Source organism: Nocardioides pymetrozini, from assembly GCF_046058985.1.
Lineage (GTDB): Bacteria > Actinomycetota > Actinomycetes > Propionibacteriales > Nocardioidaceae > Nocardioides.
The window spans coordinates 3,334,434-3,352,829 of sequence record NZ_CP175556.1 but is presented as its reverse complement, the minus strand read 5'-3'; the positions used below and the strand labels follow the sequence as shown (position 1 = coordinate 3,352,829).

The following is an 18,396-nucleotide window of genomic DNA, read 5'->3' as shown; positions in this document are numbered from 1 at the left end:
GCGCGGTCACCAGGTGTCGGGCTTGGTGTAGTCCTCGTCCTCGTACAGTCCCTGGTCCTCGTGGCGCTGCTCGAGACCGCGTTCGTTCTGCTCCTGGAGCCGGTCGCGGCGCGGGTCCGACTCGCCGGACTCCCCGGGGTCCTGGGGGTCGGGCTCCTGCTCGGGGGGCGGCTGCTGCTGCGGCTGCTCCGGCGGGGGCTGGCTCTGCTGGAGCTTCTGGCGCAGCCGCTCGTCGACCGCCCGCGCGTCCGCCGTCTGGTCGTCGCCGCGCCCCGACGCCCGTGGGCAGTCGCCGGCGGCGAGCGCGTCGATGCCGGCCTGGAAGGACGCGGCCGCGTCCTCCGCCGCGCCGGCCTCCAGCGCCGCGTCGCCCACCGCCTCGTGCGCGAGCGCGAGGTTGATCCGGACCGTGCACTCCTCGCGGGACGGCACGTCCTCCAGAGCGACGCCGTACGCCGCGATCGCGCCGTCGTACCTGCCGCGGGCGTGGTCGGCCGTGCCCTCGTCGAAGGGCGCCACCCACGGCTCGAGCCAGTTCCACCGCCGGGTCCCGGCGAAGTCGGCGGCCGCGGCGTCGGCGTCGCCGCGCTCGAACGCGTCGCGGCCCGAGGCGTTGGCCTGCAGCATCAGGACCACCTTCAGGGCGTAGGCCGCCACCAGCAGCGCCGGCAGCAGACCGGCCAGGAGGAGGACCGCGCGCAGCCGGCGCCGGGGGTTCGCCGGGCGGTCCGGCCGGGTGCTCATCGCACGACCTCCTTGCGGCGGTCGGCCGCGGGCGCGGGAGCGAGGACGTGCCGGGAGGTCCACACCGCGCGCCAGCCGGTGCGCAGCTCGAGCAGCAGCAGGGCGAGCAGCAGCAGGCCGGCCAGCCAGGTCAGGTCGTGCTCGGCGGGCCGACGGTGACCGCCGGCACCGTCGGAGTACGACGCCGCGAAGGACTCCGCGATCCCGGACATGCCCCCAGGAGCGGTGCGGTGCCGGAACGGCACGCCGAGCTCGTCGGCGACCGTGCGGAGGTTGTCGAGATCGGCCTTCGACACCGCGGTGTCGCCCGTCTCGGGGTCCTGGACGTAGCCCGCGGACGCGTCGAGCTCGTCCTCGGGCATCGGGGCGCCCTCGGTGGTGCCGTAGCCGAGCACGACGCCACCGGCGACGAGGTCGGCGACGTCCTCGTACGACGCGTCCGTGCCCTCGTCGGTCGTGTCCTCGCCGTCGCCGACGTAGACGACGACCCGCCGCCGCTGCGGGTCCTTCTCCGCGGCGCGCTCGAGCAGCTCGCCGAGCTCGGGGACGGGGCGGTCGGCTCGCGACCCGACGCCGTCCCGGGGCCCTTCCAGGTAGAGCGTCTCGACGGCGGCCCCGAAGGCGGCCGTGTCGGACGTGAGCGGCAGCACCACCCGGGCGTCCGTGCCGAAGGCGAGCATGCCGAAGCGCGCCCCGGGCAGCGCCTCGGCGAGCGCGTCGAGGTCGGCCTGGGCGCCGGTGATCCGGGGCTGGTGCCCGTCGTGGTCGAGCGCCGCCATGGAGCGGGTCCGGTCGACGACCACGACGACGTCGAGATCGGCCAGCTGGGTCGGCACCTCGGCGCGGCCGAAGCCGGGACGCAGCAGGACCACCACGAAGAGCAGCACGATGCCCACCCTGCGGGCAGTCACGAGGGCGGTGGTCGTCCTCATCGGGATCCCTCCTCGTTCAGGCCCCGACGGCGGTCGCGCACCGCGAGCACGCCCTGGACCGCCCAGACGAGGGCCAGGCCGCCGACTCCGGTCCCGGCCAGCACGGTTCCCAGCCGCGGCCGATCCAGGACCTGCACCAGGGGCGGTCGGCGGACCGGCTTGGCGTCCAGCGCGGCGATCGCGTCGACGACGGCACGCGTGCTGCCGTCCTCCCCGAGCAGGGCGAAGGTGCCACCGGTCGCGGCGGTCGCCGCGGCGAACTGCTCGACCGCCGCCGGCCGCTCGGCGGTCTTCGGCGCGGCGATGCCGTGCACCACGACCTCCTCCTCGCGGGCGTAGTCGGCCGCCTCCGGAACGGCGAAGATCCCCGAGCCGATCGGCTCGTTGTCCGAGGCGAGCACGATCGCGCGGCTGCGCTCCTCGTCGCGGCGGTCGAAGCGCTGCACGCACGAGGCCAGCCCGTCGCCCATCTGGGACTGGACGTCCCAGTCCAGCACGGTCCCCGCGGTGAAGATGGCGTACTCGTCGCTGTACACGTCGCCGGACGCGAAGGCCTGCTCCGCGGCGGCGAGCTGCTCGACGACGTACTCGTAGTCGTCCGTCAGCGGGAACACGGTGATCGCGGCCCCGCTCCAGATCGTCAGGCCGATCCGCTCGCCCTTCAGGCCGGCGATGATGGCGCGGAACTCGCGCAGCACCTGGGCGTCGACCGCGGCCATGGAGCCCGACGCGTCGAGGCAGAGGACGATGTCGCGGGTGCGGTCCTCCTGGACCATCGTCTGGCGCTGCTGGAGCCGCCCGGCGAGCACGATCGCGCCCGCGCACGCCACCAGGGCACACAGGGTCAGGCAGGCGCCGAGGACCACCTGGCGGCGGACGAGCACGCGATAGCGGGGCAGGTCCCGCAGTCGGGCGGCATGGGCGACATAGGCCGCGCCGGAGCGCGCCGGCCGACGCCACGGCCGCAGCCACAGCGCCAGGAGCAGCAGCACCAGGAGCGCGAGGCCGAGCGCCAGCCAGGGCCATCGGAAGGTCGTGGCGTCGCTGTCCCACATCAGGCCGCGCTCCCGGGCACGCGCCAGGAGCCGACGAGCGCGCGAGCGCGCTCCACGGCGGTGGCGAACAGGTCGCGGGCGAGCGTGCCGGCAGGGTCGTCCGGCGCGAACTCGGGCGGGTAGACCAGCTCGAGCATCTCGACGAGGCCGGCCGGCGCCCGGTCGCGCAGGTCCGCCAGCGCCATCGTCCGGGCTGGCAGTGTGGTCACCGCGGCGGCGTAGTCGCGCACCACCTCGCTGAGCTGCTGGTGGCCGGCACGGGGCGCGAGGTCGCCCGCCCGGACCTGCGCCTCGATCCTGTCGATCCGCGCGAGGTGCGCTGCGCGTACGTCGAGGGGGGACTCGGCGCGGGCCACGGCGTGCGGACGCGGCGCGCGGGTGAGCCACCAGGCGAGGGCGTAGTAGAGGAGCACCAGGCCCGCGAGCCCCACGGCGATCCAGAGCCACCGGTCGGCGTACGCGACCGGGCCGGTGAACTCCTGGGGGAGGTCAGCGGCGGCGAGCATGGCGGTGCCTCTCGAGCAGACGGTGGATCGCGAGCACGGCGCCGTCGAGGTCGCCGACCTGCTCCTGGACGATGCCGAGCTGGTCGAGGCGGCGGCGCATCTCCTGCGCCTGGTCGGCGACCAGCGTGGCGAGCTCACGGTGCAGCGCGGCGTCGCGGCGCAGCCAGGCGGGCACCTCCGCGCCCGCGTCGACGTCGAGCAGCCTCCGCCCGGCGAGGGCCGAGTCGGTCGGGTCGAGATCGCCGAGGGTCAGCAGGAGGACCTCGTGCTGGGCGGTGAGCCGCCGCAGCAGCATCGCCTGCTCCTCGGTGAGCGCCGGCTCGTCGGTCACGACCAGCAGGATCGTCCGGCGGCGGATCGTGCGCACCACGTGCCGCAGCAGGGCCGTGAGGTCGCCCGGAGGTCCGTCGGGGCTGATCGCGTCGTACACCTCGCCCAGCAGCCGCTCGAGATGGAGCTCGCCGCTGCCGGGGCGCGCGACGTGCTGCCGCTGCGCGTCGCCGCGGACCAGGCCCACGCTGTCGCCGTGCTGGACGGCGAGATAGCCGGTCACGCCGGCCACGAACACCGCGAGCTCACGCTTCGAGGGCGGTACGACGCTCGCCCGGTCCGTCGCGTGCCCCGCCGGGTGCGCGCCGACGCCCGCGAGCGCTGCCGTGCTCCGTCCCGTGGACACGCACAGCAGCACGGTGTGCTTGCGCTCGGCGACATAGCGCTTGACGAGCAGCTGCCGGCTGCGCGCCGAGGCCTTCCAGTCGATGTCCTTCACGTCGTCCCCGCGGACGTACTCGCGCAGGTCGTTGAAGTCGATGCCCCGCCCGGCGTGGATGGCGGCGTACTCGCCCTCGAGCAGACCGCGCACCTTGCGGTGGGCGTGGATCGAGAGACGGGACTTGATCCGGGTCAGGTGGGCGGTCATCGGCCGGCGGGTCAGGGGGTGGGGACGGCACGGAAGACGGCGTCGATCACCGTCTCCGGGCGCACCCGGTCGGCGAGCGCCTCGAAGCTGAGGTGCAGCCGGTGCCGCAGCACGCTGTGCCGCAGCTCGCGGACGTCCTCCGGGATGACGTAGTGGCGGCCCTGGACGACCGCCATCGCCCGTGCGGCCTGGAAGAAGGCGATCGAGCCGCGCGGGCTGGCGCCGATCTCGACATAGGAGCCGAGCTCGGGCCCGAGCAGCCCGGTGACGTCGCGGGTCGCCCGGACCAGCGCGGTGACATAGCGCCGGATCGCCGGGTCGACGTACACGCGGCGCACCAGGTCCTGCAGCTCGGCGACCTCCTGCGGCGTGACGACCGCGGCGACGTCGCTCATGTGCTGGCCCAGGGTGCCGTCGTCGATGCGCTCCAGGACCATCAGCTCGTCCTCCTCGCTCGGGTAGTCGACGATCTCCTTGAGCAGGAAGCGGTCCATCTGGGCGTGGGGGAGGACGTAGGTGCCCTCCTCCTCGATGGGGTTCTGCGTCGCCAGCACCATGAACGGGTCGGGGAGCGGGTGGATGGTTCCGGCGATCGACGTCTGGCGCTCCTGCATGGCCTCCAGCAGCGCCGACTGCGTCTTCGCGCTGGCACGGTTGATCTCGTCGAGGAGGACGAAGTTGGCGTGCACCGGGCCGAGCTGGGTCTCGAACTCGTGCCGGCGCGGATCGTAGACCTGGGTGCCGATGATGTCGCTCGGCAGCAGGTCCGGCGTGCACTGGATCCGCGCGAAGCGCGCGCTGACCGCCTGCGCGAGCGTCGACGCGGCGAGCGTCTTCGCCAGCCCGGGGACGCTCTCCAGGAGCACGTGGCCCTCGGCGAGCAGGGTCACGAGCAGGGCCGTGCGGATCCGGTGCTGGCCGACGACGCGGCTGGAGAAGGCGTCCGAGACCTTGGTGATCGCCTCGGTCGCGCGGGCCAGCTCGGCCGCGGTCAGCGGAGCGCCCGGGGTGGCGGGGGCGCGGCGCGTGGCCCCGGGGTGCGTGGCCGGCTCGTTGACCTGCGTCATGCGGCCCAACCTACCCAGCGGACGGGCGGCTCACCCCTCGGCGAGCAGCCGCTCGCGCAGCGCGTCGTCGCGGCGCAGCCGCACCAGGTCGCGCTCGCGCCGCTCGGCGACGACCGCCATGAGCACCAGCTCGGGCGGTGCGCCCGGCGGCGGGGGCGGCGCCACGTACGGCAGCACGTCGGCGAGCAGCGCCCGGCCCACCCGCTCGCGGGACCCGGGGTCGAGGGTGCCGAGCCGACCGAGGAACTGGCGCACGGCCAGGGTGGTGCCGGTCGGCAGGGCGCCGAGGTCGGTACGACGCGCCCACGACGCCAGCTCGCGCGGCATCGGCGGCGGCGCCGGCAGGCGCAGCGGCACCCGCTCGCGCACGACGTACGTGCCGGCGGCGTAGTCGCCCAGCCGCTTGCCGCGCGAGCTCAGCATGATCGAGAAGAAGGCGGGCGCACCCGAGAAGGCGTAGATCTCCACGAACCCGATCAGCGCGCGCACCAGCGCGTGCTGGAAGCTGATCGGCCCGCCGTCGTCGCGCACCGCCCGCAGGCCGAGCGCGAGCTTGCCGAGGGAGCGTCCGCGCGTGAGGGTCTCGAGCGCCGTCGGGATGACCAGGAAGGTCAGCACCATCGTGAGGACGACGGCCGCGGCGAGGAGCGCCTCGTCGGCGAACGGCAGCGCCGCGACGGTGAGCAGGATGAACAGGGCGACGAACGAGAACAGCGTCACCAGGACGTCGACCAGCCCGCTCGCCATCCGCAGGCCGAGGGACGCGGCCGGCAGGTCCAGGGCGACCCCCTCGCCGGTGACGAGGTCGTCGGCGGTGACGGTGGCGAAGTGGGACATGCTCACCGGGCGCAGCCTACGCGTCGCCGCGGACGTCCATCTCGACCTTGGCCACCGGATACCCTCGCCCGGTGCCGCGCATCGACCTCGACGCCTATGTCGCGACCCACGCGCGCTCGTGGGTCCGACTAGACCAGCTGGTGCGCCAGCGGCGCCGCAGCGGGGCGGAGGCCGACGAGCTCGTCGACCGGTACCAGCAGGTCGCGACCCACCTGTCCGTCGTACGGACCTCGGCGCCGGACGGTGAGCTGGTCGCCCACCTCTCGTCGCTGCTCGGGCGCGCCCGGATCGCCATGCTCGCCTCGCGGGTGCCGAGCTGGCGGGGCTTCGCCGCCTTCTTCACCGAGCGCTTCCCGGCGGCGCTCTACCAGCTGCGGTGGTGGTGGATCGGCTGCCTCGCGGGCAACGTCGTCGTCACCGCGGTGATGATGATCTGGCTCGGGCAGAACCCCCAGGTGGAGCAGAGCCTGCTCTCGCCGCAGGAGGTCGACCAGCTGGTCGGCAACGACTTCGAGAGCTACTACAGCGAGAACGCCGCCAGTGCCTTCGCGACCCGGGTCTGGATCAACAACTCGTGGGTGAGCGCGCTGTGCATCGCACTCGGGATCCTCGGCGTGCCCGTGCTCTACCTGCTCTTCCAGAACATCGCGAACCTGGCGATCGTCGGCTCGATCATGATGCGCCACGACCGTGGCGAGCTGTTCTGGGGCCTGATCATCCCGCACGGGCTCCTCGAGCTCACCTGCGTGTTCGTCGCCGGCGGGGTGGGGCTGCGCCTCTTCTGGTCCTGGATCGAGCCAGGACAGCTCTCCCGTGCCGCGGCGCTGGCCCGCGCCGGGCGTACGGCGGTCACGGTCGCCCTCGGCCTGGCCGTGTGCCTGTTCGTCAGCGGGATGGTCGAGGGCTTCGTGACGCCCTCGCCGCTGCCGACGTGGGCGCGGATCGCCATCGGCGTCCTGGCGGAGCTGGTGTTCCTGGCCTATGTCTTCGTCGTCGGCCGCGCCGCGGCCGCGCGCGGTGCCACGGGCGATGTCTCGGCCGCGCTGCTCGAGGACCGGGTGGCCACCCAGGCCTGAGCCCTGGGGTCGCGCGTCACTACGCTGGAGGCATGAGCCGAGCGGTCGTCGTGGGTGCGGGGATCGCCGGCCTGGCGGCGGCACGCGCTCTCGCGGACGGCGGGCTCGACGTCCTCGTGCTCGAGGCGACCGACCGGCCCGGCGGCAAGCTCCGCCGCGGCGAGGTCGGCGGCGTGACGGTCGACGTCGGCGCGGAGGCGATGCTCCACCGCCGGCCCGAGGGCGTCGCCCTCGCCCGCGCTCTCGGCCTGCCGCTGGTCCACCCCACCACCGCCACGTCCCGCGTGTGGACGCGGGGCGCGCTGCGTCCGCTGCCCCGCACGCTGATGGGCGCGCCGCTGGACCTCGAGCAGCTGGCGCAGACGGGGATCCTCTCCGCGGAGGGCCTCTCCGCCGCACGCGCCGGCGCGCCGCAGCATCCGCGTGGCGACGTCTCCGTCGGCGACCTCGTCGCGGCCCGCTTCGGCACCGAGGTCGTCGACCGGCTGGTCGAGCCCCTCCTCGGCGGCGTCTACGCCGGGCAGGCGCGTCGCATCTCCGCCCGCTCGGCCGCGCCCCAGCTGCTCGACCTGCTGGCCCGCGACGAGATCGTGCTCCCTGCCCCGCCGGCCGACGCGCCCCCGGTCTTCGCCGGCGTCGCGGGCGGCATGTGGCGGCTCCCGGACGCGCTCGACGCGGACCTGCGCGAGCGCGACCACGCCGAGGTCCGGTACGACGCCGCGGTGACCGGGGTCCGCCGTACGACCGACGGGTTCGCGGTGGCGACCCCGACGGGGGAGGAGCGGGCCACCCACCTCGTGCTGGCGACCCCGGCCGCCCCGACCGCCCGGCTGCTCGCCGCGCTCGCCCCGGGGGCGGCTGCCGAGCTGGCCGAGATCGCCTACGCCTCGGTCGCCCTGGTCACGTTCGCCTTCCGCGGCGACGACCCCGGCGTCGCCGAGGCGCTCGACACGGGGGCCTCCGGCTTCCTCGTCCCGCCGGTGGACGGCCGCCGGGTCAAGGCGGCGACCTTCTCCTTCGCCAAGTGGGACTGGGTCCGCACGGCGGGGGAGGGCCTGGTGGTCCTGCGCGCCTCGCTCGGCCGGTTCGGCGAGGAGGCGAGCCTGCAGGTGCCCGACGACGCGCTGGTCCGTGCCGCTCTGGCGGACCTCGGGGCCGCGACAGGCCTCACGGCGCGGCCGGTCGACGCCGTCGTCCAGCGCTGGGGCGGCGGGCTGCCGCAGTACTGGGTCGGCCACGCCGACCGGGTCGCCCGCATCCGCGCGGACGTCGCCCGGGTTCCCGGCCTCGCGCTCTGCGGAGCGGCGTACGACGGCGTCGGGATCCCGGCCACCATCGGCTCCGGCCAGCACGCCGCGGCCACCCTCCTCGCCGAGGTGTGAGGAAAGGCACCGCGAGGTGTGAGGAATGGTGGTGCGAGGTGTGCGCACCGCGCACACCTCATGCAGCCATTCCTCACACCTCGTCCCGCGAGATGTGCCGTCCTGTCCCTGGGCGGCGGGACACCGGGCCGCGGACAGTCCTGCCATGACCGCACAGACCCACGTCCCCCCGACCGCCCTCGACCCGTCCACCCCCGACGACCAGCCGGTCGTCTACCCCCCGACCCGCTGGGCGCTGGCCGGCGTCGGCGCCGGCCTCGCCGGCCTCGGCGTCGTCGTCTCGTCCTCCCTCGTCGACGCCGTGTACGACGAGAGGATCCAGGGCGACGCCGCCGCGATCAGCGAGCGTCTCGGCGAGCAGGTCCCGCAGATGCTCGCCTTCCACCTCAGCGCGATGGTCGGAGCCGTCCTCCTCGTGGTCTTCGCCGCCGGCCTGTTCCGCCGGCTGCGGGCGACCACCCCGGCGGACAGCGTGCTCCCGCTCGTCGCGTTCTCCGGCGCCCTGATCACCGCGATCGTCCTGATCCTCGGCGCCGGCCTCGACACCGAGTTCATCTTCGCGGCCGGCGACCCCGAGATGGTCGTCCCCGAGGACGCCGCGATGTTCAACCACTGGATCGGCACCATCCCGTGGTGCTGGGGCCTGCTCGGCCTGTCGGGCATCGCGCTCTTCGGGGCCGCCCGCCACGGCGGCGTGCCGCGGTGGATCGGGCTGGTCGGCCTCCTCGGCGGCGGGCTCACCCTCCTGCTCGGCGTCTCTCCGCTGCAGTACATGGCCGGCATGACCGGCCCGATCGGCCTGCTCGTGGTCGCTCTCGGCTTCCTCGCCGGGGACAAGGCGTTCCGCGGCCGCTCGTGACACCCACCAGCCCGGCCACCGGCTCGGCGACCAATTCGGCCGGTCCGCACCCCCGGGGTGCGGACCGGCTGCAGAATGTGCCGGTGACCGAGCCGGCGCCGCCCCAGGCCGACACCCGACCGCGCGGCCCGATGGCCGTCGCGGTCCTCGTCGTCCCGGCTCTCTGCGTCGCCATGGTGCCGCTCGCGCTCTGGCTCGACCTGGACGCGCCCACCTCCGGCCTCGGGTACGACGTGTCGCTGGGTCCCGGCTGGCCGTGGACCCTGATCGGCGCGCTGCTGGGCGTGCTCGCCGGCATCATCCTGCTGAACGAGCCCCGCCAGCGGGTCGGCTGGGTGCTGGCCGGCTCGGGTCTCTTCTGGGCGCTCGACGGTCTGGCCCAGAGCTACATCCTGTCCGGCCTGCGCGAGACCGACGCCTGGCCCGCGATGACCTTCGTGCTGTGGTTCCTCAACCGCTTCGGGTCCTACCTGACCTCGGTCACCGCGGTGCTGGTGATGATCTTCCCGACCGGCCGCTTCCTGTCCGGTCGATGGGGGACCGCGTCCTGGGTCGCCACGGTCGCCATGGTGGTCAGCGGCCTGTGCTTCCTGGTCATCCCCGCCGAGGGCGACCGCGCGATCCAGGGTCTGCCGCCCGGCGTGGAGGAGGACCCGACCACGATCCACGCCCTCTCCGGGCACAGCGACCAGGTCGCGGCGCTCGGGCTCGCGCTGGGCATCGCCGGTTTCTTCTTCGCACTGCTCTCCGTCGTCGTGCGCTACCGGCGCTCCGAAGGCCTCGAGCGCGACCGGATGCGCTGGCTGCTGTGGAGCGTGATCGTCGTGGTCGCCGTCAGCGTGGGCACGCTGGCCTTCTCCGTGCCCGACGGCGACTTCGTCGGCGCCCTCGTGGCGTCGGTGGTGCCGCCCATGGCGATGACGGTCGCGATCGTCCGCCCCACCCTGGTGTCGATCCAGGACCTTCTCGCTCGCACGGCCGTGCTGGCGGCGGTCTTCGCCGTGCTGGTCGCCGCCGACGCACTGGTGCTGTGGCTGTTCACGCTGCTCCTCGACGACGAGCTCACCCAGGCCCAGGTCGTCGGAGTGGTGCTCGTCGTGTCCGTCGTCCTCTACGGCCCGCTGCGCCAGCGCCTGTCCGCCGCCGTACGACGGCTCATGCTGGGCGAGCGCGGCAACCGGTACGACGCCGTGGCCGGCCTCGCCTCCACCCTGGAGAACACCGACGACTCGGCCGAGCAGCTCGCCGCGGTGGCCCGCGCCGTCGCGTCGGCGTTCGCGGTGCCCTTCGTCAGCGTCGAGGTGGACCGCGGCCACGGTGAGCGCCTGGTGACGACCGTCGGCGAGCGACCCGACCAGGTCCGCACGCTGCCCATCACTTGGCGCGACACCCAGATCGGCCGTCTGGTGCTGCCCGCGCGCGGCCTGCGGAGCCGGCTGACGGTCCGCGACGAGGAGCTGCTCGGCGACCTCGTCCGCCAGGCAGCGACCGCCGCCCGCACCAGCCAGCTCGCCGAGGAGGTCCAGCGCAGTCGCGAGCGGCTGGTGTCGGCCCGCGAGGAGGAGCGCCGCCGCATCCGCCGCGACCTGCACGACGGCTTCGGGCCGGCGCTGAGTGGCATCGTCTTCCAGCTCGAGGCCGCCCGGATGACCGTCGAGCGCGACCCGGTACGGGCGCGGACGCAGCTGGAGACGGTGAGCGCCCAGGTCCAGGACGTGGTCGCCGACGTCCGCCGCCTGGTCCACGACCTCCGCCCGCCGGCCCTCGACGACCGCGGCCTGGTGGGCGCGCTGCGCCAGCAGGCCGAGCACCTGGCCGTCCCGCTCGACGTCACCGCGCCCGACGACCTCGTGCTCCCGGCGGCGGTCGAGGTGGCGGCGTACCGGATCGCGGGGGAGGCGCTGACCAATGTCGCGCGGCACGCCGACGCGAGCCGGGTGCGGCTCGTCGTCGCGGCGGCCGGGGAGAGCCTCCTGCTCGAGGTCGCCGACGACGGGCGCGGCATCCCTGCCCACCGGGAGGCCGGCGTGGGCCTGGCCAGCCTGCGCGAGCGTGCGGCCGAGCTCGGCGGCACGACCACCATCACCAGCCATCCCGGCGGCGGCACCGTCGTCCGGGCCCGACTGCCCCTGAGGAGTCCCGCATGAGCGCCCGTCCGATCCGGGTCGTGGTGGTCGACGACCACCAGATCGTCCGCGACGGTCTCACCTCGCTGCTCGGTGCCCTGGACGGCGTCGAGGTCGTGGGGAGCGCCGCCGACGGACGCGAGGCGCTGCACGTCGTGGAGGAGGCCGCGCCCGACCTGGTGGTGATGGACATCCAGATGCCCCACCTGGACGGCATCGAGGCGACCCGCTTCCTCACCGGGCGCGACCCCGCGCTGCGGGTCGTGATGCTCACCATGAACGAGGACGACGACACGGTGCTCAGCGCGATCCGGGCCGGTGCGTGCGGCTACCTCCTCAAGGGCGCCGGCGCCGACGAGGTGCAGCACGCCCTGCGCTCGGCCGCCGCCGGCGGCATGGTGTTCGGAGCGAGCCTCGCGGCCAAGGTCGCGGGCTTCTTCGCGGGCGCGGTGCCGGCCGCGCCGGAGCAGGCCGAGCCCTTCCCGGAGCTCACCGAGCGCGAGCGCGACGTGCTGCAGCGGATCGCCGCCGGCCGCACCAACGACGAGATTGCGGCGGCGCTCTTCGTCTCCAACAAGACCGTCCGCAACACGGTGTCCGCGATCTACGCCAAGCTGCACGCGACCGGCCGTGCGGACGCGATCGTGAAGGCGCGGGAGGCGGGGTACGGCCGCGACTGACGGGTCGGCACAATGGCTGCCATGTCGGACCAGGACCCCCAGGCGCACATCAAGACGAACGCGGCGAAGATCAACGAGCTCAACGACACGATCCGCTTCACCATGTGGTCGGTGTTCCGGCTCGACCAGCCGCTCGGCGCCGACGAGGCGGCCCGCAAGGACGAGGCGGCCGAGCTCGAGGTCCTCCTCGCCGACCTCGCCGCCGAGGACGTCGTCGTCCGCGGCCTGTACGACGTCGCCGGCCTGCGCGCCGACGCCGACCTGATGGTCTGGTGGCACGCCGCGGACAGCGACCTCCTGCAGGCGGCCTACCACCGGCTGCGCCGTACCGCCTTCGGCACGCGGCTGGCCCCGGTGTGGTCGCAGATGGCCCTGCACCGCCCGGCCGAGTTCAACCGCAGCCACCTGCCGGCGTTCCTCGCCGACGAGCGCGCGCACGACTATGTCGCGGTCTATCCCTTCGTCCGCTCCTACGAGTGGTACCTCCTCGAGGACGCCGAGCGCCGCCGCCTCCTCGCCGAGCACGGCCAGATGGCGCGCGACTACCCGGACGTCCGGGCCAACACGGTCCCGAGCTTCGCCCTCGGCGACTACGAGTGGATCCTCGCCTTCGAAGCCGACGACCTGACCCGCATCGTCGACCTGATGAGGCACCTGCGCGGCTCCGAGACCCGGCGCCACGTGCGCGAGGAGGTGCCCTTCTACACGGGCCGCCGGGTGAGCTTCCCGGAGCTGCTGGAGCGCCTCCCCTGAGATTTCGTTTGCAAAGTCTATCGACTTAGTACATTATGGAGGCATGACCAGCCTCCCTGCCGTCCTGCGTGGCACCTCCGTGTCCCTCGGACCGTGTTGTCGCTGCTGTTGATCCGCATCCCGATCCAGCAACCACAACCACCGGAGGAGTCCCCATGACCCAGCTCGCCGTCCTGCCCCTGCTCGAGGTCGTGCGCAACCACGCGACCGACCCCGACCTCCACCACCTGCTCGACCACGACCCCCACGAGCGCTCGTGGATCCGCCTGCTCACCACCGACGATTACGAGCTCTGGCTGATCTCGTGGCCGCCGGGCGCCGCGACCGACTGGCACGACCACGGCTCCTCGTCGGGCGCCTTCACCGTCCTCGAGGGCCGGCTCACCGAGCACACCTTCGACGGCGGGCTCCAGCTGGTCGACGTGGGCGTCGGCGACGGCAAGGCGTTCGGCGCCGGCTACGCCCACGACGTCCGCAACGCCACCGACCGGCCCGCGCTGTCGCTGCACGCCTACTCGCCGCGCCTGTCCACGATGACCCGGTTCCGCTTCCGGGGCGACCGGCTGGAGGTGCTCGGTGTCGAGAGCGCGGGGGAGCAGTGGTGAGCACGCTCGAGCTCGTCACCGCGCCCGTCCGGTACGACGGCGTCGACGCCATGCTCGCCGCCGCTCGCGCCCGCCTCGACCGGATCACCGCCCGGGCCGCCTTCCAGGAGCTGGTCGCGCTCGGCGCCCTGCTCGTCGACATCCGCCCCGCCGCCCAGCGCGCGCGGGAGGGCGAGGTGGCCCGGTGGCTGCCCGCGCTCGTGGTCGAGCGCAACGTCCTCGAGTGGCGCTTCGACCCGCGCAGCGACGCCCGCCTGCCGGAGGCGTCGTACGAGCGCCGCGTGATCGTGCTGTGCCAGGAGGGCTACACCTCCTCCCTCGCCGCGGACGCGCTGCAGCAGCTCGGCATCCACCGCGCGACCGACGTGATCGGCGGCTTCGCCGCCTGGCGCGCGGCCGGGATGCCGGTCGCCGGCGTCGCGGCCTGAGCGGGCTTGGGCCGGAGCGCGGCGTGCGCGGCTGAGTACGCTGGAGCCATGGCATACGAGGTCGAGAAGACGGACGAGCAGTGGCGCGCCGAGCTCACTCCCGAGGAGTACCAGGTGCTCCGCCAGGCCGGCACCGAGCGGGCCTTCACCGGTGAGTACACCGACACCGAGACCACGGGCGTCTACCGCTGCAAGGCGTGCCAGGCCAAGCTCTTCGAGTCCGACACCAAGTTCCACTCCGGGTGCGGCTGGCCCAGCTTCTACCAGCCGATCAGCGACACGATCGAGTACGTCGAGGACAACTCCCATGGCATGAAGCGGGTCGAGGTGCGCTGCGCCAACTGCGGCTCCCACCTCGGGCACGTCTTCCCCGACGGGTACGGAACGCCCACCGGCGACCGGTACTGCATCAACTCGATCAGCCTCACCCTGGAGCCCGCCGATCAGCAGTGACGCAGTGACGCCGTGACGCCGCGCGTCGGGCACCGCGTCGCGCGGCGGCGCTCAGCCCTTCGCGACCCAGGCGTTGGCGAGGAGCAGCACCAGGCCGACCGCGACGAGCAGCCGGGCCGGGGTGAGCTTGTCGGCCAGGCTGCTCACCGCCTCGATGACCTCGGTGATCGTCGAGGCGCCCGCCGCCGACCGCTGCGGACCGCCAGGCGCCTCGGGTGCCTCCGGCGCCGCGACCAGCCTCATCGCCTCGGCCATGAGCAGCCCGACGCCGGTGCTCAGCAGGACGGCTCCCGCGGCGAAGGTGGCCGCGCTGGTGAGGGCGGCGGCCGTCCACGCCCCGTCGACCGTGGCGTCGCCCTGCACGGTGTCTGCCGGCCACAGGAGCCGCACGTACGCCGCCGCGGACAGGAGGCCGACCGCGAGGCCCGCCGCGGCGCATCGCGTCTGCGCCTTCCTGCCGAACATCGGCGCGAGCGCGGTGCCCGGCGGCGGCTTCGGGTAGCCGCCCGAGCCGGACTCGTCCGCCTTCTCCTCGAGCTTGGTCAGCCGCTCGTCCAGGTCTGCGTTGCTCGGCTCGCTCGGCTCCGTCATCGCGATCACTTCCTCTCGGTCCCGATCGCCGGTCTCTCGAGGCTAGCCGTCGCGCGCGCCGGCGTACGGGGATCGCGGGAGACTTTTGCCGAGGCCGCCTCCGGCCTCGGATCGGCCGCTCCCCGTAGGCTCGGCCCATGGCGAAGACCGCGGCCGCGATGGTCCAGGCAGGCGACCGTGAGGTCCGGGTGTCCAGCCCGGACCGGGTGATCTACGAGGCGACCGAGCGCACGCCCGAGGTCACCAAGCTCATGGTCGCCGAGTACGTCGTCGCGGTCGGCGACGGGCTGATGCGAGCCCTGCGCGAGCGGCCGACCGCGCTCGAGCGGTGGCCGTCGGGGGTGCGCGAGGGCTTCCGGCTCGCCACCGGTCCACGCGACAACGATGCCGAGGCGTTCTACCAGAAGCGGGTGCCCAAGGGCGCGCCCGACTACCTCGAGTCGGTCGAGATCACCTTCCCCTCGGGCCGGACGGCCGAGGAGATCTGCCCGACCGAGATCGCGGTGCCCGTGTGGTGCGCGCAGATGGGGACGCTCACCTTCCATCCCTGGCCGGTGCGTCGCGCCGACGTCGACCATCCCGACGAGCTGCGCATCGACTTCGACCCGCAGCCCGGGACCGGCTTCGGGGACGCCGTCCGGGTCGCCGGCGTCGCCCGCGAGCTCCTCGAGGAGCTCGGCCTGGTCGGCTACCCGAAGACCTCGGGCAACCGGGGCGTCCACGTCTACGTCCGCATCGAGCCCCGGTGGGAGTTCACCGACGTGCGCCATGCGGCCATCGCCCTGGGGCGCGAGCTGGCGCGGCGCGACGACCAGGTGACCACCGCGTGGTGGAAGGAGGAGCGCGGGGAGCGCATCTTCATCGACTACAACCAGAACAACCGCGACCGCACCATCGCCTCGGCGTACTCCCTGCGACCGCTGCCGGGCGCGCCGGTCTCGACGCCGGTGACCTGGTCGGAGCTGGCCGAGGTGGGCGACCCGAGGGGGCTCAACCTCTTCACCGTCCCGGACCGGATGGCCGACGCGGACCCCTGGGCCGGGATCGACGACACCGCCTACTCGCTGCAGCCCCTGCTCGACCTGTGGGAGCAGCAGGTCGCCGACGGCGAGGGGGAGCTGAACTTCCCGCCGGACTACCCGAAGATGCCGGGCGAGCCGCCCAGGGTGCAGCCGAGCAAGAAGGTCGCCGAGCACTGGGACGAGCAGGGCAACCGGGTCGAGGGGACCTGACTCAGCCCTCGTCGTGCTCGAGCAGGTGGAGCACGGGGACGCCCAGCTTGCGGCGGGCGCGTGAGGTCCAGTCGACGTGGAAGAACTCCGCGACGAGGTGGGGGCGGGTGAGGATGATCGCCTCGCGACCGTCGACCTCCTTGACCTTGCTGGTCAGCGCGTCGACCGGGGGCTCGGTCACGATCGCGACGTCCGCCACGATCGCGCCGGCCGCGAGGAGTGCCTGGCGGGTGGCGTCGAGGTCGCGCTCGGCCTGCTCGCGGTACTCGCCGCGCAGGCGCTCGATCTCGTCGGGCGAGGGGGTGATCGGCGGGGCGATCAGGTCGGCGCCCCCGATGACGCCGAGCGAGGCCTCGACCGCGGCCGCGGCGTCCGCCATCGGGAGCAGCACGTGGTACTGCACCTCGATCGTCGGGTCGTCGTCGAGCTCCTGGTGCAGGCCGCGGACCTGGGCGGCGTCGGCGGCGGTGAGCGCCTGCTCGATGAGCAGGACGACGGCGTACGGTTCCTCGCGGGGCGCGGTGCTCATGACACCATCCTGCCGCTCCGGCGCGCGCGCGTCAGCCCCGGTCAGCCCCCGAGGACGTCCGCGAGGTCGTAGCGCACCGGCTGCTCGAGCTGGTCGTAGCCGCACGACTCCGGGTCGCGGTCCTCGCGCCAGCGCTTGAAGTGCGCGGTGTGCCGGAAGCGGCGGCCCTCCATGGCGTCGTACTTCACCTCGATCACGCGCTCGGGCCGCAGCGGCGTGAACGAGAGGTCCTTGCCCTGGCTCCACCGGCTCTGGGTGCCGGGCTGGCGGCCGGGGTTCGCGACGAGGAACTCCTGCCAGCGGCCCCACGGGTGCTCCTCGATCGGTACGACGAGCGGCTGGAGCTCGTGCCACAGCTCGGCGCGGCGCTTCGCGGTGAAGCTCGCGCTGACGCCGATGTGCTGCAGCTCGCCGCCGTCGTACAGGCCCAGCAGCAGGCTGCCGACGAGCGGGTTCTCCGGCGTGCTCGTCTTGTGCTCCCGATAGCCGGCCAGCACCACGTCCGCGGTCCGCTCGTGCTTGATCTTCAGCATCGTGCGGGCGTTGGGGGAGTACGGCGCACCGAGCGGCTTGGCCACGACGCCGTCGAGTCCGGCTCCCTCGAACTGGTGGAACCACTCCTCGGCCACCGCCGGGTCGGTGCTGGTGCGGGTCAGGTGACAGCGGCCCTCACCGGCGAGGGGGTCGGCGGACAGGTGCGCGAGTGCCCGCTCCAGCGCGGCACGCCGCTCGGCGAAGGGCCGGTCGAGATAGGACTCGTCGCCGAGGGCCAGCAGGTCGAAGGCCACGAAGTCCGCCGGCGTCTGCTCGGACAGCAGCCTGATCCTCGACGCGGCCGGGTGGATCCGCTCCTGCAGCACCTCGAACTGCAGTCGCCCCTTGCCGTCCTCGCCGTCGAGCGCGACGAAGATCTCCCCGTCGAGCACGCACCGCTCCGGCAGCTCGCGGAGCATCGCCTCCACCAGCTCGGGGAAGTAGCGCGTGAGGGGCTTGGTGTTGCGGCTCGCCAGCTCCACCTCGTCGCCGTCGCGGAACACGATGCACCGGAACCCGTCCCACTTGGGCTCGAAGCTGAGGCCCCGCTCGTCGTACCTCGCCGGGTCGGGCACGCCGGACACGGCCTTCGCGAGCATGGGCAGGACGGGCGGCATGACGGGGAGGTCCACGGAGGTGAGACTAGTCAGGGCTCCGACACTCATCGGTGAGCTCAGCGTGACTGTCCGTTCGCGTACCGCTCCCGCCGGAGGTGCCGACCCTTGCCACGGTTGCGGCTCTTGAACGTCGGGAGCTGGGAGTCGCAGTTGGGGCAGACCATGCGCAGGTTGTCGCGGTGGTTGTTGCTGGAGTCGCCGTCGATGTGGTCGAGCACGAAGACGAGGGGCTGGTCGTTCCACTCCTCGACGATGCCGCAGATCGAGCAGCGGTGATCCTGTGCAGTTGACGTCGCAATAGACCTTCTGGCTTCGCTTGGTCAGAGGCGCGCCACACCCGAGGCAGGTTCTCATGGGCGGACCGCTATGAATCAGGTCCGACGGAGATGTCGAGCCGCCTGTCGGATTCGAACCGACGGCCCTTCGCTTACAAGGCGAACGCTCTGGCCAACTGAGCTAAGGCGGCATGCG

The 18,396-nt window shown here is 73.6% G+C and carries 21 protein-coding genes and 1 tRNA gene; 10 read left to right on the top strand and 12 right to left on the bottom strand.

Going from position 1 to position 18,396, the window contains the following annotated elements; all coding sequences use genetic code 11:
• Positions 1 to 6: 6 nt before the first annotated feature.
• Genes ACJ5H2_RS16430 through ACJ5H2_RS16400 form a run of 7 tightly spaced genes read right to left on the bottom strand, consistent with a single transcriptional unit; the run spans position 7 to position 6,060 of the window.
• Positions 7 to 744 (bottom strand): hypothetical protein, encoded by a 738-nt coding sequence (locus ACJ5H2_RS16430; protein ID WP_408896500.1) that lies wholly within the window; start codon positions 742 to 744, stop codon positions 7 to 9.
• Complete coding sequence (locus tag ACJ5H2_RS16425) at positions 741 to 1,676, bottom strand: VWA domain-containing protein (protein WP_408896499.1); 936 nt, start codon at positions 1,674 to 1,676, stop codon at positions 741 to 743. Before ACJ5H2_RS16425 ends, ACJ5H2_RS16430 begins: the two co-directional genes overlap by 4 nt.
• A complete protein-coding gene (locus tag ACJ5H2_RS16420; RefSeq protein ID WP_408896498.1) occupies positions 1,673 to 2,731 on the bottom strand; it encodes a hypothetical protein in 1,059 nt (352 codons plus the stop codon). The genes ACJ5H2_RS16425 and ACJ5H2_RS16420 overlap by 4 nt, the downstream gene beginning before the upstream one ends.
• The gene (locus ACJ5H2_RS16415; protein ID WP_408896497.1) at positions 2,731 to 3,237 is read right to left on the bottom strand and encodes a hypothetical protein; all 507 of its coding nucleotides are present in this window, start codon (positions 3,235 to 3,237) and stop codon (positions 2,731 to 2,733) included. Before ACJ5H2_RS16415 ends, ACJ5H2_RS16420 begins: the two co-directional genes overlap by 1 nt.
• On the bottom strand, positions 3,221 to 4,156 hold the full coding sequence (locus ACJ5H2_RS16410; RefSeq protein WP_408896496.1) for a DUF58 domain-containing protein: 936 nt from the start codon (positions 4,154 to 4,156) through the stop codon (positions 3,221 to 3,223). Before ACJ5H2_RS16410 ends, ACJ5H2_RS16415 begins: the two co-directional genes overlap by 17 nt.
• A gap of 11 nt (positions 4,157 to 4,167) precedes the next feature.
• Positions 4,168 to 5,223, bottom strand: a complete 1,056-nt coding sequence (locus ACJ5H2_RS16405; protein WP_408896495.1) for an AAA family ATPase — start codon at positions 5,221 to 5,223, stop codon at positions 4,168 to 4,170.
• A 30-nt stretch (positions 5,224 to 5,253) separates the two neighbouring features.
• Positions 5,254 to 6,060 (bottom strand): RDD family protein, encoded by an 807-nt coding sequence (locus ACJ5H2_RS16400; RefSeq protein WP_408899645.1) that lies wholly within the window; start codon positions 6,058 to 6,060, stop codon positions 5,254 to 5,256.
• A 71-nt stretch (positions 6,061 to 6,131) separates the two neighbouring features.
• Here ACJ5H2_RS16400 and ACJ5H2_RS16395 point away from each other — a divergent pair, with 71 nt between their 5' ends.
• From ACJ5H2_RS16395 to msrB, 9 genes are all read left to right on the top strand, one after another.
• Positions 6,132 to 7,136 (top strand): stage II sporulation protein M, encoded by a 1,005-nt coding sequence (locus ACJ5H2_RS16395; RefSeq protein WP_408896494.1) that lies wholly within the window; start codon positions 6,132 to 6,134, stop codon positions 7,134 to 7,136.
• 32 nt (positions 7,137 to 7,168) lie between these two features.
• On the top strand, positions 7,169 to 8,518 hold the full coding sequence (locus ACJ5H2_RS16390) for a protoporphyrinogen/coproporphyrinogen oxidase (RefSeq protein ID WP_408896493.1): 1,350 nt from the start codon (positions 7,169 to 7,171) through the stop codon (positions 8,516 to 8,518).
• Between the two features lie 145 nt (positions 8,519 to 8,663).
• Complete coding sequence (locus tag ACJ5H2_RS16385) at positions 8,664 to 9,377, top strand: hypothetical protein (protein ID WP_408896492.1); 714 nt, start codon at positions 8,664 to 8,666, stop codon at positions 9,375 to 9,377.
• 83 nt (positions 9,378 to 9,460) lie between these two features.
• Positions 9,461 to 11,524 carry a sensor histidine kinase gene (locus ACJ5H2_RS16380; protein WP_408896491.1) on the top strand — a complete coding sequence of 688 codons (2,064 nt, stop codon included), beginning with the start codon at positions 9,461 to 9,463 and terminating at the stop codon, positions 11,522 to 11,524.
• Positions 11,521 to 12,183: a response regulator gene (locus ACJ5H2_RS16375; protein ID WP_408896490.1), complete on the top strand. Its 663-nt coding sequence runs from the start codon at positions 11,521 to 11,523 to the stop codon at positions 12,181 to 12,183. The genes ACJ5H2_RS16380 and ACJ5H2_RS16375 overlap by 4 nt, the downstream gene beginning before the upstream one ends.
• 21 nt (positions 12,184 to 12,204) lie before the next feature.
• Positions 12,205 to 12,936: a hydrogen peroxide-dependent heme synthase gene (gene hemQ / locus ACJ5H2_RS16370; RefSeq protein ID WP_408896489.1), complete on the top strand. Its 732-nt coding sequence runs from the start codon at positions 12,205 to 12,207 to the stop codon at positions 12,934 to 12,936.
• A gap of 155 nt (positions 12,937 to 13,091) precedes the next feature.
• Positions 13,092 to 13,541: a cysteine dioxygenase gene (locus tag ACJ5H2_RS16365; RefSeq protein ID WP_408896488.1), complete on the top strand. Its 450-nt coding sequence runs from the start codon at positions 13,092 to 13,094 to the stop codon at positions 13,539 to 13,541.
• A complete protein-coding gene (locus ACJ5H2_RS16360) occupies positions 13,538 to 13,969 on the top strand; it encodes a rhodanese-like domain-containing protein (RefSeq protein ID WP_408896487.1) in 432 nt (143 codons plus the stop codon). The genes ACJ5H2_RS16365 and ACJ5H2_RS16360 overlap by 4 nt, the downstream gene beginning before the upstream one ends.
• Before the next feature lie 48 nt (positions 13,970 to 14,017).
• Positions 14,018 to 14,422 carry a peptide-methionine (R)-S-oxide reductase MsrB gene (gene msrB, locus ACJ5H2_RS16355; RefSeq protein WP_408896486.1) on the top strand — a complete coding sequence of 135 codons (405 nt, stop codon included), beginning with the start codon at positions 14,018 to 14,020 and terminating at the stop codon, positions 14,420 to 14,422.
• 51 nt (positions 14,423 to 14,473) lie between these two features.
• Here msrB and ACJ5H2_RS16350 read toward each other — a convergent pair whose 3' ends face one another.
• Entirely contained in the window at positions 14,474 to 15,013 is a 540-nt protein-coding gene (locus tag ACJ5H2_RS16350; protein WP_408896484.1) for a hypothetical protein, read from the bottom strand.
• Positions 15,014 to 15,150: 137 nt separating this feature from the next.
• On the opposite strand from ACJ5H2_RS16350, the gene ACJ5H2_RS16345 reads away from it, so the two are divergent.
• Entirely contained in the window at positions 15,151 to 16,245 is a 1,095-nt protein-coding gene (locus ACJ5H2_RS16345) for a DNA polymerase domain-containing protein (protein ID WP_408896483.1), read from the top strand.
• 1 nt (position 16,246) lies between these two features.
• On the opposite strand, the gene ACJ5H2_RS16340 is transcribed toward ACJ5H2_RS16345, so the two are convergent.
• The 4 genes from ACJ5H2_RS16340 to ACJ5H2_RS16325 all read right to left on the bottom strand — a co-directional run bounded on the left by ACJ5H2_RS16340 (position 16,247) and on the right by ACJ5H2_RS16325 (position 18,391).
• Positions 16,247 to 16,774, bottom strand: a complete 528-nt coding sequence (locus ACJ5H2_RS16340; RefSeq protein WP_408896482.1) for a hypothetical protein — start codon at positions 16,772 to 16,774, stop codon at positions 16,247 to 16,249.
• Positions 16,775 to 16,815: 41 nt separating this feature from the next.
• Complete coding sequence (locus tag ACJ5H2_RS16335; RefSeq protein WP_408896481.1) at positions 16,816 to 17,940, bottom strand: ATP-dependent DNA ligase; 1,125 nt, start codon at positions 17,938 to 17,940, stop codon at positions 16,816 to 16,818.
• Between the two features lie 41 nt (positions 17,941 to 17,981).
• The gene (locus ACJ5H2_RS16330) at positions 17,982 to 18,143 is read right to left on the bottom strand and encodes a hypothetical protein (RefSeq protein ID WP_408896480.1); all 162 of its coding nucleotides are present in this window, start codon (positions 18,141 to 18,143) and stop codon (positions 17,982 to 17,984) included.
• 174 nt (positions 18,144 to 18,317) lie between these two features.
• Positions 18,318 to 18,391 (bottom strand) — tRNA-Thr (locus tag ACJ5H2_RS16325).
• Positions 18,392 to 18,396: the final 5 nt, after the last annotated feature.